Annotated in this window: 10 protein-coding genes; 5 read left to right on the top strand and 5 right to left on the bottom strand. The window is 40.2% G+C overall.

All coding sequences use genetic code 11. The features are described 5' to 3' along the window. Positions 1 to 388: 388 nt before the first annotated feature. Both ACWXWT_RS15795 and ACWXWT_RS15800 read right to left on the bottom strand, forming a co-directional pair. Entirely contained in the window at positions 389 to 1,510 is a 1,122-nt protein-coding gene (locus tag ACWXWT_RS15795; RefSeq protein ID WP_456042537.1) for a response regulator, read from the bottom strand. Between the two features lie 47 nt (positions 1,511 to 1,557). Further along, a complete protein-coding gene (locus ACWXWT_RS15800; RefSeq protein WP_456042545.1) occupies positions 1,558 to 2,292 on the bottom strand; it encodes an MlaA family lipoprotein in 735 nt (244 codons plus the stop codon). Positions 2,293 to 2,694: 402 nt separating this feature from the next. On the opposite strand from ACWXWT_RS15800, the gene ACWXWT_RS15805 reads away from it, so the two are divergent. The 3 genes from ACWXWT_RS15805 to ACWXWT_RS15815 all read left to right on the top strand — a co-directional run bounded on the left by ACWXWT_RS15805 (position 2,695) and on the right by ACWXWT_RS15815 (position 6,449). Further along, positions 2,695 to 4,734 carry a hypothetical protein gene (locus tag ACWXWT_RS15805; RefSeq protein WP_456042538.1) on the top strand — a complete coding sequence of 680 codons (2,040 nt, stop codon included), beginning with the start codon at positions 2,695 to 2,697 and terminating at the stop codon, positions 4,732 to 4,734. 11 nt (positions 4,735 to 4,745) lie between these two features. Then, on the top strand, positions 4,746 to 5,057 hold the full coding sequence (locus ACWXWT_RS15810) for an EscU/YscU/HrcU family type III secretion system export apparatus switch protein (RefSeq protein WP_456042546.1): 312 nt from the start codon (positions 4,746 to 4,748) through the stop codon (positions 5,055 to 5,057). A gap of 417 nt (positions 5,058 to 5,474) precedes the next feature. Then, complete coding sequence (locus tag ACWXWT_RS15815) at positions 5,475 to 6,449, top strand: DUF3187 family protein (protein ID WP_456042539.1); 975 nt, start codon at positions 5,475 to 5,477, stop codon at positions 6,447 to 6,449. Positions 6,450 to 6,517: 68 nt separating this feature from the next. Here ACWXWT_RS15815 and ACWXWT_RS15820 read toward each other — a convergent pair whose 3' ends face one another. Continuing rightward, positions 6,518 to 7,471, bottom strand: a complete 954-nt coding sequence (locus tag ACWXWT_RS15820) for a diguanylate cyclase (RefSeq protein WP_456042540.1) — start codon at positions 7,469 to 7,471, stop codon at positions 6,518 to 6,520. 3 nt (positions 7,472 to 7,474) lie between these two features. Then, the gene (locus ACWXWT_RS15825; RefSeq protein WP_456042541.1) at positions 7,475 to 12,370 is read right to left on the bottom strand and encodes a PAS domain S-box protein; all 4,896 of its coding nucleotides are present in this window, start codon (positions 12,368 to 12,370) and stop codon (positions 7,475 to 7,477) included. Positions 12,371 to 13,201: 831 nt separating this feature from the next. Between ACWXWT_RS15825 and ACWXWT_RS15830 the strand changes: the two genes are divergently transcribed. Continuing rightward, the gene (locus ACWXWT_RS15830; protein ID WP_456042542.1) at positions 13,202 to 13,762 is read left to right on the top strand and encodes a TetR/AcrR family transcriptional regulator; all 561 of its coding nucleotides are present in this window, start codon (positions 13,202 to 13,204) and stop codon (positions 13,760 to 13,762) included. A 195-nt stretch (positions 13,763 to 13,957) separates the two neighbouring features. On the opposite strand, the gene ACWXWT_RS15835 is transcribed toward ACWXWT_RS15830, so the two are convergent. Continuing rightward, the gene (locus tag ACWXWT_RS15835) at positions 13,958 to 16,021 is read right to left on the bottom strand and encodes a TonB-dependent receptor plug domain-containing protein (protein WP_456042543.1); all 2,064 of its coding nucleotides are present in this window, start codon (positions 16,019 to 16,021) and stop codon (positions 13,958 to 13,960) included. Between the two features lie 76 nt (positions 16,022 to 16,097). Here ACWXWT_RS15835 and ACWXWT_RS15840 point away from each other — a divergent pair, with 76 nt between their 5' ends. Then, the gene (locus ACWXWT_RS15840; protein ID WP_456042544.1) at positions 16,098 to 16,487 is read left to right on the top strand and encodes a Cd(II)/Pb(II)-responsive transcriptional regulator; all 390 of its coding nucleotides are present in this window, start codon (positions 16,098 to 16,100) and stop codon (positions 16,485 to 16,487) included. Positions 16,488 to 16,792: the final 305 nt, after the last annotated feature.

The raw sequence follows: 16,792 nt of genomic DNA on the forward strand, positions 1-16,792 counted from the left end.
GGCACATTGATGTAGAAATGGTTGTTCCCTTTTAAATCGATGTAACACAGAAGTGGAATACCTGAGAGACTCCATTCTGGCGGGTTTCAAAGTCCTTTATGCTTCGTTAGATGCTTTAAAAATACGACTGCATGGTCTATTTTTTTCCATAAAAAATAACACATTCCCACCATCCATGGCGGTCAAATGCTGGAGGTAGAGTAACGCAGGAGCTTGTTACCGAGGATCACTATTCGCTTCAATCATCTGCCTTGCCTACAGCGCTTTGAACTCCCGCTGAAAGATCACATATTTAATAGGATTGGTATAACGACCTTGCCAACAAGGAGCCAAAACGAAATGGTTGCAACTGGTTATACAACAAACGGCAAAGTTTAAGGGTTAAACATTACTTGTAAGCTAACTGCATAAAACCACCAGCCTTAATGTCAGATTGATAAACCAAACCCGTAAAGTGATTTTCAAGCAATTGTTGTTTATGCTCATAAAAATGCGTACCGATACAAATCTGCTCATCACGTAATAAAACTCGAGCCTGTAGACTCGGCTTTTTCCATAACACACAGCCAAGTGATGGTGATTCAGGTAATACTAGCGGAGTCAGGTCATTACCATTACGCAGATAACATCTTAATCCTTTCCCTGATTGCCCAATAACGACACGGTATTGGGTCAAATCAATACACATATAAATAATATCAGTATTAATATGCAATCCAGACTTCACCATACGCTCATTTAGGTAAGCCAACATATTATCGGGTTCTATTAACGTGCTACTTAACCCATTTCTAAATAACTTAAGTTTTTGATTAATAAAGCTGCGTAATAAAACACAGCCAAAAGCCGCACTGTTATCTTCTGGCGAAAAATGTGCCATATACATAACTAAATGATCTTCACCCACCATAGTCGAATCGATAAAGTAAGCACTTACATCATTGTTTTTAAACAGGCTATAATTGATATCCACTTTGAGATAAGAGATGTGAGACGCTGGAAATAATTGTTGCTGAACACTCTTAGCAGCTTGTGCGCTTTGCTCAAGCAAAAATAAATTATCCGTCAGCTCCTGGTAAGACAGTTCATTCATTTCTTGTAAATGCGACAAGCCGGTCACATCCATTGGTTTAGCCGCAGACATCATCGCCTGTATTATCGCTTGCTCAATAATAAACAAGTCCGCGATAGGTTTAGTTAAGTAGTCACTCGCGCCTATACGTAATGCTTCTACAACATCTGCCATAACATCGTTACCCGAAATAACAATAGCGGGTACAGCAGGATTAATAATTTGCATTTGCTTAAGCATCGACAAGCCATCAAGACCTGGCATGCTTAAGTCTGCAATAACGATATCAAAAATGGCTTGTGAAAAATATAAAACGCCTTCATTCCCATTACAGGCTTGTTGAACCCGAGCCCCTTGACGCTGCAAAAAATCAGCAACGACTTGGCGAAATATCGGGTCATCTTCAACAAAGAGGATCTCGACATCAGTTAGTGCCATACAACAACCTCACAAACGTAGACTGCCAAGGTTGTCAAAAACCTCGGCTACTCTAGCTCATCTAAATATTCGTCAAGTAACTCATCGTCTACTTGAGTTGATGGTAAATCACCATCAAAAACCTTGTAATCCATATGCTGAAAATAAGCATCTTTTACAAATGCATAAGGATCAAGCGCATTGTCTAATAATCTTTCTTGATCAATAGCTTTAGTTCGAGCATCTAAACCTTTTAATCCCCACTTAAGTACCGACTGCCACATCGTTAACTCTGATAAAGGAAAGTATAGACCATCCACCCAATCTGAGGCGATTTCTCTTGTTACTATTGGGCCATAAAAAGGAGCCATAAAATAAGGACCATTCGGTGCACCGTAATAACCTAATACTTCGTTGAAATCATCTTGTTTACGATGCATTCCCATCATATCAGCAACATCCACCAGCCCAAGCAGACCTATGGTGGTATTGACCGTAAAACGGCCACCTGCATTTGCGGCCCATCGCCACTTTCCTTGCAAGGTGTTATTCACCAATGCACTTGGTTCTTCTAAGTTATAAACAAAATTGTTAACACCTGTTCTAACAGGGTTAGGGACATAATTTTTATAACCATGAGCCACTGGACGAATAATATGCCGGTCTAAAAACAGGTAATTAAAATCCCACATAGTGCGGTTAAGCGCTTCAAATGGATCGCGAGGATCGGTATATTTGATTTCAACCGCTGCAACTGATGAGGGGTTAACTTGAGGTGTTTCAGCTTTGGCATATACAGGCATGCTCATAGCGACAATCACCTGAAGTAGTATCCATTTATACTTCATACAACTCTCTTTAAATGACAAAAAAGGGACTACCCAATAAACTGCTATTTTGTCTTTTTATTAAAGCAATTTTTGTTCAAGTCGATATAATTTAGCAAGTGAGTATTAGCTGGTCATCAGACGATATTTAACCGCTAAACCTTGCTAATATGTCTCTGTTACCATTAGCCATTATTGTCAATGGTAGTTGTAAATGGCAATAAACCCCAAATGAGTTGCCCAACAAAGGTAACAAGAGGGCTAAGGATACTGTGCCTTTTGACAATATCAATCAAAAAATTGTAAATGAAGTTGATATTTTTTACTCTCATACTGATTGGTTTTGATGGATAAACATGTTTGTTAGATAGGATTTCTATGGCAGTGCCGACTACCGTTTCTCCTAAAGCGGTCAATACCGTGACATTAAAACCTGCAGATGCAAGTCAAGCAACTGTGCCAGATACTCAACAAGCGAAAAAAACACCTGTTCCACCACAAACAACCCATGTACCGTCTTCGACAAAATCTGATATTGCGACAGCATTATTGCCAGTCAAGCTTCAGCAATCACCCACACCGGCCCAACTCGACATCACAATTGACAACCAACAATATCAACTCAACAAAACAGCTGAACTGCAAAAGCTATTACAACAGACTGCTCAAGTTGTTATTGCTAGCGATCAGGCCAAGCTTGTCGCTCGTGCAGCATCAAGTATCACCCAGCAACAAACTGAGACTATCAACAACCAAGCTAGCACATCAAGCTCGCAAGCAACGACATCAAACACAACCGCCACACAACCTAGCCAAACAATCTTAACTCGATTAGTCCTGTTGGCCCAACCCATCCAGCTTGCTTTACCACCAGCATTAGAAGATTTGGCAAAACAAAATGGTGTATCGACGCAGCAACTCGCAACATTAGCCACTAGGACACAAGGTTATCCACTCCCAACGGCAGTATTGTCCGAAGGAAAATTGACATTTGCAAGTGGTACCAGCATACCTTTACCCGCAAACACATCATTAAATTCAGGGCAATATTTGGCAAAAGTGGTGGTACAAAACCAACAATTACAACTCGCACTTACACCTGTAATCGCTGAGGTAAACGTTGATTTAACAAAGTCGGCAAAAATGCCTCAAACACAATCGACTCAAACAACAAATATTGTGATAACGAAAAATGAACCAGCACAAATCCTCAGTCAGTTTCTAAAAAAACTCGAAGCAACCCCATTACCACAATCCGATAATGGTGGAAAAGTCAGTACCACTCAACAAAACATGGCTTCAACAGCAACGGGCTCGACCTCAACCGCTCCCCAAGGCAACACAACCGTAAAATGGGGACCAGAATCTTCAAATCAAAATACAAAACTTGCCGCAAGCAACACAACGGGGAGCAATAACACATCTATACCACCGGTAACAAAACAATCGAGCCAAACTACACCGTCGCTTGACATCAACGAGAACAAGAGTAAAAACCCAACGCAAACAGCTGAAAGTGTTAGCAAGAGTGGTCATTCAGCTCAAATAAATAAAGAGCCAGCTCCCATTGAAGTGTTAAACAAAGCCTTGTCAAAGGCAGGAGCCATGCCAATAAGGCAGCAACTCAGCCAACAAATTCCACATAACTTGGCCACAGAACTGTTTAAGCATTTACCTCAGATGAGTCCCCAACCCTTAAGCGCATTAACAGATCCGGCATTACTCAGCAGCGAATTATACAGTTTAGCTGCGCTTAACCTTGCACAAACACAGGTTAATAGTTCAATAGGTTCACAAGCCTCGCCGCTTTTCTCCGGCAGTGCGATTACCACGCTGTTCCAATTATTATTAGGGGTAAAAACAAAATCAGCGGGCACAGGGATTAGCGATAAACTTCAAGCACATCTTACACAGTTACAACAACGGACACTCAGTAAGCTCAGTGCAAATTCAGGACTATTAGCGGCATTAGACAAACTAGGGGGAGCAGATTCTCTAGCACAATTGGCGAGTAGTATTTCCTTATATCAACACGCAAGCACTGACCCCAATCAAGCCATGACGTGGTACTTTGCTTTGCCCTACTCAATTAACCAACGTGATGAGCAATTTGAAGGTAAATTTGAGCAAGAACAAGATAATGATGACAATAAAAAGACTGGATGGAAACTTCAGCTCAAGTTTAATTTAGCCCAAGGGTCATTATTAATCTGTGCTCATAAACAAGCAGACGTGCTTGATATTCAATTTAAAGGCAATAATCAAATGTTGCTGACGAAAGTAGAGCAATTTAACTCAGCATTAGCAGATAAGATCACCCAGATAGGGTTTACTCCTGGCAAACTCACAACACAACTAGCCCAAATTCCAGCCACCTTATTACCTGGTGATCATTACTTAGTAAAAACGCGAGCCTAATAGAGAATATGATGAAAGACGATGCTAACAAAAACCAACAAGCTGTCGCACTTAGTTTTGATGGTAAAAGCGCCCCCAAAATCACTGCTACTGGTAAAGATTTAGTGGCCGAAGAAATCATATTAATTGCGAAAGAAGCAGGGATCCATATCCATCAAGATCCACATTTAAGCGAGTTTTTGCAGCTCCTAGAATTAGGTGACGAAGTGCCTAAAGAACTGTATTTATTGATAGCAGAACTCATCGCCTTTGTGTATATGCTAGATGGTAAGTTTCCTGAACAATGGAATAATCTCCATCAAAAAATAGCGGCTCAAGTGTAAACCATTTCAGCATGAGTAAAGTATAAATCTAATCAGTAGAAAACTGATTAACCTCATATGAAATAACCGTTTGCCATAAAAAACACCATAAACTGTTACATAAAATGTCAGAGGTATCTATTCACGATTTTACATAGTATGGTGGCATGAGATTAGGTTATAACTGAACGTCATAATAGATGCTTTTTTAGTATTCAAATACTATTGTTTTGTACTCATTACACTCCATATTATCAGCTGAAAATAGTTAACTTGAGAGTGTATAAATCACTTGATCTAAGTGATTAAGCAGATGAGTAATGAGAGGGTTCGTTTTACAAGAAAACAAATGACAAGTTGATAAACGTGACATGTTAATAGTTTGGTCTTTATATTTTTCTTTACATCTCTTATCCCAAGTAGAGGTTAAATAGATACATGGTTATAAAAACCCACCTTAAACTGGTATCAATACTGAGCCTAACATCTATCTTGCCAGCATATGCACAAGTGGTAAATTTTGATGACTACGGCCCACTGCAGGTGTATGCACAATCACCAATGCAATCAATCAATCTCAGCCCATTACTACGGTCAGGATTTTCACTGCCACAAGGGCAAAAAGAATGGTACATCACCGCCAACGCAGCCAGTGTTTGGTCTGAGTCTGAAGGACTATTGGCTGATTATTATCAAAATGCCATTAGCAGCGGACTAAAATGGCAACTTTCTGATAATGTATTACTAGATGCTAGCTACACATGGCAATTTAGCGCAGATAATCATTTAGACTCACTCACAATGTGGTTCCACGATGCGTTTGGGTTTGATCAAAACGGCCGTAAACAGCAAGCTAAACATCAAAGTCAGATCCGCTCTACAAAACACAATATCAATATTGATGATTTTACTAATGAAACCCTCAACAATGCATTGAATATTTATGTCGGCTACCAACTACTACAAAGCGCTCACCACGGTGTATCGGTAGGTGGCACACTGTATTATAAATATGTCGATTCCGGCCCTTTCGCTGATGAAAGTTTCCAGCAAAGTGTACAAGTCAACTATGGCTATCACAGTGGCAATCACCATATTAATTCGACTGTCGGTGTCAGTTTTTTACACGATAATGAACCCGTATCGCAAAGAGCCTTTGAATCCTATTACCTAATGCTTGGGCTCGGTTATGAATACCGCACAGGCCGACATGGTTGGCTAGCAGAATATCACCGCTATGATGGAATGGTAGATTGGGATAAAAACTTCTCAGAAGCCTCAAATGAAGCCATATTGGGTTATCGCTATTACCTCAATAACAGCGCGATTGAATTTACCATGGTTGAGAATTTTTTGAACATGGATAACAGCGCAGACATTGCTTATGCATTAAGTTATCGACAAAAATTTTAGTGGGTTCGCTAGAGAGTTTGTTTCGCTGCTCAGCTTTTATCGCATCGAGCAGCTGTTCATTTAAGCTCTTAGGCAGATGCCAGCGCTTCCATTTCACAACCTATCACTCGGTTTCGGCCACGGGCTTTTGATAAATATAATTGTTTATCGGCAACCTTGATTAAATGTTGGTAAGACGCATCTGCACTAGGAATAATCGTCGCTACTCCAGCACTAATGGTTACAAATTTTGATACATCAGAACCCGAATGAGCTATTTTAAGTGACACAATACTGTCTACAATTTGTTGAGCCACATAAGTACCACCAAGCAAATCGGTATTGGGTAAAATACAAATAAACTCTTCACCGCCAAAGCGCGCCACCAAATCATAAGGGCGATTAACGGTGTCTTTTATTTTCTGTGCCACAACACGTAAACAAGCATCACCTTCAGTGTGACCATAGGTGTCATTAAAATGCTTAAAAAAATCAATATCGAGCATAATGATAGTTAATGGTAGTTTTTCTCGGGCACATTGTAACCAGCACGACGGCAACGTTTGTTCTAATTTACGACGATTAGCAACGCCAGTTAATCCATCTAGCAACGCAATAGACCGTAACAAATCAGTCTGATATTTCAACATAATTTGATTTTTAATCCGCGCTTTAGTGATCACAGGATTAATAGGTTTATGAATAAAATCGACTGCACCTAGCTGAAACCCTTTCACCTCTTTGTCTTCATCAAAATGACCGGATACAAAAATAACTGCAACATCTTGCGTAGCTGGGTTTTGCTTTAGATGTGCGCAAACATCAAAACCATTGAGTATTGGCATTTCAATATCTAACAACACGACATCTGGATTAACTTTTTTACACATATCAATGGCTTGATGACCATCACGCGCCATATAAATATCATAATCATCTTGCAAGAGTTGATGCAATATCTTGATATTGACAACTTGATCATCAACCAACAAAATTTTACCTCTAACTGGCGCCACGCCAGAAATATACTCATCTATGAACACGCATCACTCCTTCATTATCGATTTTAGGGTATCGATAGCATCCAAGAATTCCAGTTGACTCACTTGGTCTTTTAACCTTAACAACTGCTTATCAAGCTCTATATTGCTGAGTAACTGCTCAAGGTATTCGATAGCATCTAAGTTTTGCTCAAGTAATAGCGCCATTAATCGGTCAACTTTATCCGAACCTACACTTTGTATCGGCAACAGTGCTTTTTTCTCTAGATTATTTGTTAATTCTGCAGTGTCGTCTGGAAACAATGTGTCTAACATATGCAAGCTATCATTAATCTGACCTTGCATTTGGCTTAACGTCGCAACGGGATCAACCTCAACGGCATTTTTTATACTCTGTTCAAGGGTAGCAGCAAAAGCGGCAAGTCGCTTAGCCCCAATATTACTCGCGGTCCCTTTAATGGTGTGCGCAATAATACTAATCTCTTTATTATTTTGTTGCTCAAATGCTTGAGTTAACAAAGATAGCTGCTCTAACATCTCCACAGAAAAGTGATGTTTCACATCAATAAAAAATGCACGTTCGCCACCAAAACGACGCAAAATAGAATCTGGATTCTCTATAATATCATCGTCGGCTTCATCATCGTTAAACGCATCGGGTAATACAATCGGAAGGTTATCTTCTGCTGGGTTGAGTGGTTGCTGATACGCTTGGTCATGTCCTAACAAATCAAGCATACAAGGCAATAGGCTTGTCATGTCTATTGGCTTACCAATATGGTCATTCATGCCCGCTTCAAGACACAACGCTTTATCTGCCACTGATGCATTAGCCGTCATAGCTAAAATCGACAAGTCATTAAATCGGCCATCTGCACGGATAAGACGTGTTGCTTCAAGTCCATCCATTACCGGCATTTGCATGTCCATAATCACGATATCAAATTGATGATTTGACTTAGTGACCCAATCAACACCTTCAATACCATCTTTAGCCAAGGTCACAACGGCACCTTGTAGTCGCAATAATTCATCAATCACTTGGCGATTAAGTTGGTTGTCTTCAACCACCAGCACTTTGACACCCTTTAAGGCAAAATGAGTCACTTTTTTACGTGGTGCAAGTTGCTCTACACCATTAATGGCTTGATAAACCGCCTCAAGCATAAGATTCGCCGTCACAGGTTTGGTTAACATACTCACAAAAGGTTGTTGACGATATTGCTTAGTTTGTTCCATCACCTCTGCACCATATGCAGTCAACATAATAATCGCTGGCGCTTTACCGGCTGAAAACATGGCCTGAATATGGTTGGCTGTTTCTAGACCATTCATATCAGGCATGCGCCAATCCATAATAATGACATCGTAGTGATTGGTGGCATGTAAACTTTGATCAATAAGATTGATTGCCTGTTTGCTATTATGTGCTTCATTAACATAAGCACCATGAGCCATTAAGGTTTTCGATAATATTTTACGGCTCATTTTACTGTCATCAACAATCAACACGTTACAGCCTTGCAAATCAATATTCACAGCGTTGTTATTGGCTTCGACAATATTAAACGTCAAATCAAACCAAAAGCGACTTCCTTCACCAACATGGCTTGTAAGCGCCAGCTCTCCGCCCATTAACTCAACGAGACGTTTAGTAATCGCTAAACCTAACCCTGTTCCACCAAATCGCCTTGAAGTTGATGACTCCGCTTGAACAAAACCTTGGAAAATTTTGTTACCTTGCTCTTGGCTAATACCAATGCCAGAATCAGCAACCGAAATAGTCATACCCACTTGATTTTTATCAAATTTATTACAAGAAACACTCACAATAACATGACCTTCTGACGTGAACTTCATCGCATTACCAGCAAGATTAAGTAACACTTGGCGCAAACGCAGTTCATCACCCTCAATGAGGTACGGAATAGCAGGATCTAAATCAAAAATGACTTCTAAATGTTTGCTTTGTGCACTGGCCGCCAACATCACCGCTAATTCACGCATCAAGGTTTCGAGTTGAAATGGGTGTAAATCAAGCTCTAGCTTTCCCGCATCAATTTTCGAGTAGTCCAAAATATCATTTAATAAACCTAATAATGACTTTGCAGCAATCTCGGCCTTTGTAACATAATCAGCTTGTTGACGGCTCATGTCAGAATGTTGAATAAGCTGTAACATCCCTAATACGGCATTCATTGGGGTACGTATTTCATGACTCATATTAGCTAAAAATGCAGATTTTGCAGCACTAGCAGCATCCGCCGCTTGTTTGGCTAACCGCAAGGTTTGTTCAAGTTCACGCTGCTCTGTAATATCACGGTTTATCCCAACCACGCGTACGGCATTACCCGCTTTGTCGTAACTTATTTGGGCTCCTGCCTGAATATAACGAATTTGACCAGAATGAATAATAATCCTAAATGTAGGTTCATAAGTGGCATGCAATGTAATGGCTTGTTGCAAGGCAAGTTCGGCCATCTCTATATCGTCAGGGTGAACCCGTTGCTTCCAATGCTGGTAACTTAACCCTTCATCTTCAAGCGCTAATGGATAATCGTACATCGCAAACATACGCTCGTTCCAATGAAGGCCATCGGTCACTAAATCGAAATCCCATATGCCCAACTCAGCCACTTCAGCGGCTTTACTCAATTGATTGCTAGCAGACACGAGTTCTTCTTGTTGCTTGAGCATTTGATCAATGTTCACGGCAACACCAAGATACCCTACAACCTCACCACTTTGATCGCGCATGGCCGAAACAGACAGCGACACCTGACACTGAGAAGAATCTTTTCGAATATACGTCCAAGTACGCGTTTCAGGTCCTTGCGTTCTTGCTTTATGCACAAAAACATCAAAACCTTTAATATCTTCGCCAAACTCTTCAGTCAATTCTTGACTGCGTTGATGTATTTCAGCTGGAATATGCAATATTGCAGGGCTTTCTATTCCCACAACTTCTTCCGCCTTATAACCAAGCAACAACTCAGCACCACGGTTAAATATATTAATGATGCCGTCATTACCCGTGGAGATAATGGCAATTTCTGATGCGGCGTTGAGTACATTAGTCAGTAAAGAGGCGAGTTTGTTTTTTTCGAATTGGGTATTTTTACGTTCAGTAATATCAATCCGCAGCGCAAAACAACGCTCAAGATGGCCATCATTGTCCATCACTGGGGCAATAACGGTATCAAACCATTTTGCATTGCCTTGCCTATCTCGATTACAAATCTCATCGTGCCACGTTTGGCCAGCAGTAATGGTTTGCCACATATTGGCCCAAAACGCATCATCATGTTCATTAGATTTTAAAACGGAATGTTTTTTACCGATCATTTGCTCGCGGCTAAAGCCTGATGTCAAACAAAAATAATCATTAACAGCAAGGATAACCCCATCTTTATCTGTTTCAGAATAAAGTAATTGCTGGTTAATATTATCAAGCAAGGTTTTGTTTTCTAATAAAGCTTGCTGCAAAGCATGGGTACGCTCAGTGACTTTCTGCTCAAGATGAGCATTGAGACTTAAAATTTGTTTTTCAGCTTTTTGTTGCGCGGTAATATCACGAATAGTCTGGCTCACTCCGGTGATCACACCGGCGTCATCGTAAATAGCCATAGAGGTCATTGAGGTAGAAAGTAATTCATTATCTTTACATTTATGCTGACAAGTATAGTTTAATATTGGTTTCCCTTTTAATACTTGAGTAAAATGCAATATTTCACGTTCTCGTTCCTCTTCAGGAATAATAAAGTCAATGCTTTTTAAACCGATGACGTCTTGTTCTTTATAATTAAATAATTTTTCCGCCCCCTGATTCCATCCAGTAATAATACCATCACAATCATAACTAATAATGGCATCAAGAGAGTGTTCGAGAATATTAGCTCGTCTTGCGGTATCTGCTAAGCGTATTCGTTTACGGCGTAAATTAAACGAATACAAACCAATTAATCCAGCAAGCAATAAGCTCACAATAAAGCCATTCATAAAGACAATACTAGGATTACTTAAATGCAAATCACTGACAAAATTAGGATAAGCGGTTAATGAAACTCGCCACTTACGGCCAAAAATTTCTCGTTCTAATGACAGGTTATATGGAGAAAGTCTACTCGTATCATCTACATGCGTTTCATAAAACGCCACGGTGTTTTTATCATCAGTAATATCTACTAGCGATAACTTAGTTGATATTCTTGATAAAGATATATCTGCAAAAACCTCATTTGCGACTAATGGAGCATAACTCCAACCAAAAGCTTGTTGCTCTCTTTCCTCTGGTGTAACAGGTGTAACCCCTGTTTGGTAAATCGGCATTAAAATTAAAAATGCCTGTAGCGGGTTACCAGTAGCCTGCACTAAAGTAATCGGGCCGGTTAACCGCACCTCACCAGTTAAATAAGCTTGCTGCGCTGCATTTCGTCGGTTCTCTTCTGAAGCAATATCTAAACCTATAGCAGCACTGTTTCGTTCAATAGGTTCTATATAATCAATAATATAGCGTTCGTTATCATGGGGAGTCAGCTGACGCACACTAAAATCAGGCCAATCATCGAGTTTAGTTTTAGCCACAAAATCTGCTTCAGCCGCCGCAGGGACTCGTCTAATATAACCAAAACCTCTAGCACCAGGGAATTCACTGTTAAAATCACGGGTTGAACTGTATTTTCTAAAAAATTCTCGTGAAATATCATATTCACCAACTGTGTATATAACACCTCGAGCACCTCGTAAACCATATTGATACAACACGATACGATCAATAATATTATTAGCAACTTGCTCTGTTACCGAGGTAAGCGACTTCATAACAATAATATTATTTTGATTCTTAACATTTAGAGCAACACCAACACTGACCGCTAAGCCCAAGGCAAATACTCCCAAACCCAATTTTAGTGCGCTCTTATAGTTAGATAGTTTGGTCATGTTTTTAATAAGTTAATAGTTACAGACATTAACTGTGGACGACAAAGTCAATTTTTACAAGCTAGACATTGAAAAATAAAGTTTTTTAACCCTTAATTTAATTATTAATTAATCACGAACTGTAAAGCCGCAAAGCTAAGTATCTAACGCTCATTGTCATTTAATTGGTTTCACTTTTCTAATGCTCATTATCACTCTCAATACCACTTGCGATATCCTTAATATGAGTAACGCTCTCACTTCTGGCTGTGTATATTACAATTAATGTTTAAATGTCATATATGGCTAAAAATCTAATACTAATATATTAAAAATCTGCTACAACCTATCACTCATTTGTGTTGATTAATTCATGTAAGCGGCTTAGATCACAAGCAACTGTTGTCAGTTAATCTATCAAAATGAATAACCTCCAAATGTAAACCAAAGCCCAGTTAATAGTGGTCGTTAACACAGTGAACGTTAATCATATTTTGCAGGTGACGAACGGCAACGCCTGATATAAGTTACCTCGCATATCTGACAACTTGTCTTTGTATGTAGTAAATCAAAACCACTAACGCATCATCTTGATATCGATATCTTATTGTCGAACAATTTAAATAGGTACAATGGTTAAAATTAGTAGAGGTAAAGTATCTATCAATCGCCGTATCAATGTCTTCAACCAACACATCATACTGATGGCATTGAAAGCGAGCACTTCACATTAACAACAAGTCGTTTTGAACAGTCATTCAAATAATGTTATTATGCTCTATTAAGCCTTACTTAATGACACACATTCAATTGGGCTAACCCACAGATTAAGTACGCTAAAGGTGCGATGTTATGGCAAAGAAACACTATCAACGAGAAGATGTATTAGACAAGGTCATCACGTTATTTTGGCAACAAGGCTATGCCGCATCAAGTATTCAACAAATCACCAAAGCCACGGGGTTAAAACCGGGAAGCATTTACCATGAATTTGAAAGCAAAGAAGGGCTTTTCCAAGCCGCATTAGCACGCTACGCCGAATTTTCTATCAACGCCGTTCACCAAAAAATGGCCAATGCACCAAGTGTTAATGTGGCGATTAAACAAATTTTACAAGAATTGGTTGAGCAATCTAAAGCCTGCGACTATTGCGGTTGTTTTTTAATTAAAACGCAACTGGAATTGGCATCACAAGGCAATAAACTGTATCAGTTTGCCTCAGCACAACTGGCCAATATTGAGCTAATTTATGTTGATTACTTACGTAAAAGCCACACAGAACAACAAGCTAAAGCTTATGCCGCACAATTAATGACCGTGATTTTTGGTATTCGTATTTACGGCTATCAAGCCGATTCGGCAAGCACAATCACTCATACTATTAATGCACTACTACCTTGGTTAAGTACTTAAAACACGCTTGACAACGGTTGCTCATCCATCACGTAAGCAGACTATCGAACAACCCATAATAGAGGTAAGAAAAAAAGGAGTAAGGCACAATTGCTAATAAAAAATATGACTTGGACCAAAGACTAAGCCGTCAACTTTACGCTGACGACTTATCTGCAACTTGTAACAGCTTAAACCAACTCATAAGCGAATATGTTAATGGCCAAATTTAACTCTTACACCCGCATTAGCAATAAACCCATCGTTGCGTGACCAAATATCGGTAGTCCACTGACCACTAGGTGCTCTATTAGGCAGTAACATGGGGTGTTCATCCGTTTGTTTTACATCGAGTAAGTTTTCTAAATTAATAAACCAACTGACTCTACCCACCGTAATTTCGCCCATTAAACCAAGGTGCCAATAAGGATTGGTTTCATTAATATAAGGGTTATCATTAACACGTTGAGTGCCAGTATAATAGGCTTCAAAACCAGCTCTAAAGTTACCATGTTGCTCCCACATGGCCACAAAACCACCAGAATGACGTGGTGTGAGCGCAATCGCCCTTCTACCTTGCCCGTCAGGCGAAGCTTCAGTTGCGTCTAAATACAAGTAACTTGCAGTCAGTTTTACATCGCCCAAATAATAACGCAGTAACACTTCAGAACCACGGATCTGACTTTCACTAGATGCATTTACTAACCTAACAGCGTCTAAGGAGCCATCGTTATTCAAAGAAAATGCCTCTAAACTTGTGACGTTTTCTACATTAGAACCAAACAGCGTCAAACTCGTTTCCGCATCATCAAAAGTATAGGTAAAATCAAGCGATGCCGTTTTAGCGCGCTCTTCTTGTAAGCTATCAATTGGTGCTAACCTTGATAACCCTGCAGCCTCAATCTCTTCAACAAACGGTGTAGGGGCAAAGTACCCTTGCCCATAAGATCCTCTTATGGTTAAGTCACTTGGGCGATAAAGCACCGACACTCTTGGGCTAAATTGAGTGCCATACTCACTGTGCTCATCAATGCGCGCACTGTAAGAGGTAGTGATTTGGTCTGTCAGCTCATAATCAAGCTGAGCAAACGCTCCAGGCACGTCATATGAATAATCAAACTCTGGAAACGTATCAGAGGCAAAAATTTCAGACTGATACGCTAAACCAACAACCCAATCACTGTTATCGGTATAACCCGCGATGCTATTTTCAAGTAAATAACTTTCGTGTTGGTCTTCTTCTATATCAGCACCATACACATGTACATGATCTTGCACCATCGCCGATGCGCGAGTGTTAAAGGTCAGTGACTCTAATAGCGGCATAGTAAACACCAGGCCGCCATCAAGCCTATCTGAATCTTGTGATTGCTCAAACGACGTGCCATCTGCCACCGTATTATCACCTAAAGTACCGCCAGTACGCTGCTCGGTCATAAACCCGCTAGTCACATACAGTGTTTGCCCTTCTTGCCCTTCCCAAAATAATCGAGGACGCACCGTGTATCGCTCATAATCTGCCAGATCGATCCAACCGTCACCATCAATATCTTGTTCGTCCTGATAATGAGCGCCTGCCGTCATCGACCCTTTTACATTCTCACTCAGTGGCGACTCAAAATAAGCGGTCACATCCTGACCATTGCGGGTAGTTGAATTTAACAACACTTCACCGCTGAGTTCATCACCAGGTGTTCGAGACACAAGGTTAATCACCCCACCAAGTGCAGAACCACCATAAAGTGATGACGCAGAGCCTTTAATAATTTCAACGCGACTTAAATCGGTCGGCGGTACTTGCAACAAACCAATCGACGCAGCTTGGTTTCCATAAAGCGGCAAACCATCGGCCAGCAATTGGGTATAACGACCATATAAACCTTGGAGGCGAATATTGGCACTGCCTAACGCAGGTGACGTTGTTTGTAATCTTACTCCGCCAGTTTCGGCCACCAGCATAGAAATGTTACCCGGTCTCATCGCCGCTTTTTCTTCAATTTCTTCGCGATTTATCACCTCAACGCGAATAGGTTGCTCATCAGCAATCCGCCCAGAACGAGTGGCTTGTATGACAATAGTTTCCATTTCTTCTTCGTGTTCGTGCTCATCCACATCCGCTTTCGAGTCATCATGCTCAGAATGTTCATGGTTTTCACTGTAGCTCTCACTGTAACTTGTACTCTGCCCAGACGTATTTATCGAGTCGTCCACAGCACTGGCTTCACTCCCCCCAATAACACCTAGCGACAACATTAATGACGCAGCAAAATAACTCAACATACAACTTCCTTTTAACAACACATTATCGAAAAATGATATGCTTAAGCTTAAAGGTTACAGCCACTGGAAGGTCAATATGAAAATAAGTGAATTGGCATCAACTGCTCAGGTATCGGTTAAAACCATCCGATATTATGAGCAAATTGGTCTACTCTCTCCACCAATGCGTACCAGTAATGGCTATCGTCATTACCTAGAAAAAGATATCGAAACATTAGTGTTTATAAGACGGTGCAGAGAATTAAACATCGGACTTGATGACATAAAGCGCTTAGTTGATACACAACAAGACCCAAAATCGTCGTGCGCATTAGTCGACAATATCATTGCCGATCAACTCGCTCGCATTCAACAAACCCAACGAGAACTCGCTTTACTAGAACAATCATTAGCAGCACTGGCCTCCTGCTGTAAAAACCATCAAATAAAAGATTGCAGTATTTTACAAACGCTAAAATCGGCTTAGTTTGATTTAGAAAAAGTACCTTCTCTATGCAACTAGCAAGGGCAGTGGGTTAACTATGTCAATATTCACGATAATTGATCGTATTGAGGATATAATATAGGTGTAAGAAATTGAATTTATGACTTATTCCGTATCAACAGGCCGCGAGTTGATTAAGATTATTATACGATTATGGCTCACTTATACCAATCCCATTAAATATCTGGTCAGTTCAGAGTCTCTCAGGTTTTTCAATTCAAGGCACATTGATGTAGAAATGGTTGTTGCCTTTTAAATCGATGTAACACAGAAGTGGAATACCTGAG

The organism is Shewanella sp. A22 (assembly GCF_053850585.1).

Bases quoted from the DNA above. Each gene is read 5' to 3' on its own strand.
- ACWXWT_RS15795 (WP_456042537.1), bottom strand. From the start codon at position 1,510: ATGGCACTAACTGATGTCGAGATCCTCTTTGTTGAAGATGACCCGATA.
- ACWXWT_RS15800 (WP_456042545.1), bottom strand. From the start codon at position 2,292: ATGCCTGTATATGCCAAAGCTGAAACACCTCAAGTTAACCCCTCATCA.
- ACWXWT_RS15805 (WP_456042538.1), top strand. From the start codon at position 2,695: ATGGCAGTGCCGACTACCGTTTCTCCTAAAGCGGTCAATACCGTGACA.
- ACWXWT_RS15810 (WP_456042546.1), top strand. From the start codon at position 4,746: ATGAAAGACGATGCTAACAAAAACCAACAAGCTGTCGCACTTAGTTTT.
- ACWXWT_RS15815 (WP_456042539.1), top strand. From the start codon at position 5,475: ATGGTTATAAAAACCCACCTTAAACTGGTATCAATACTGAGCCTAACA.
- ACWXWT_RS15825 (WP_456042541.1), bottom strand. From the start codon at position 12,370: ATGACCAAACTATCTAACTATAAGAGCGCACTAAAATTGGGTTTGGGA.
- ACWXWT_RS15830 (WP_456042542.1), top strand. From the start codon at position 13,202: ATGGCAAAGAAACACTATCAACGAGAAGATGTATTAGACAAGGTCATC.
- ACWXWT_RS15835 (WP_456042543.1), bottom strand. From the start codon at position 16,021: ATGTTGAGTTATTTTGCTGCGTCATTAATGTTGTCGCTAGGTGTTATT.
- ACWXWT_RS15840 (WP_456042544.1), top strand. From the start codon at position 16,098: ATGAAAATAAGTGAATTGGCATCAACTGCTCAGGTATCGGTTAAAACC.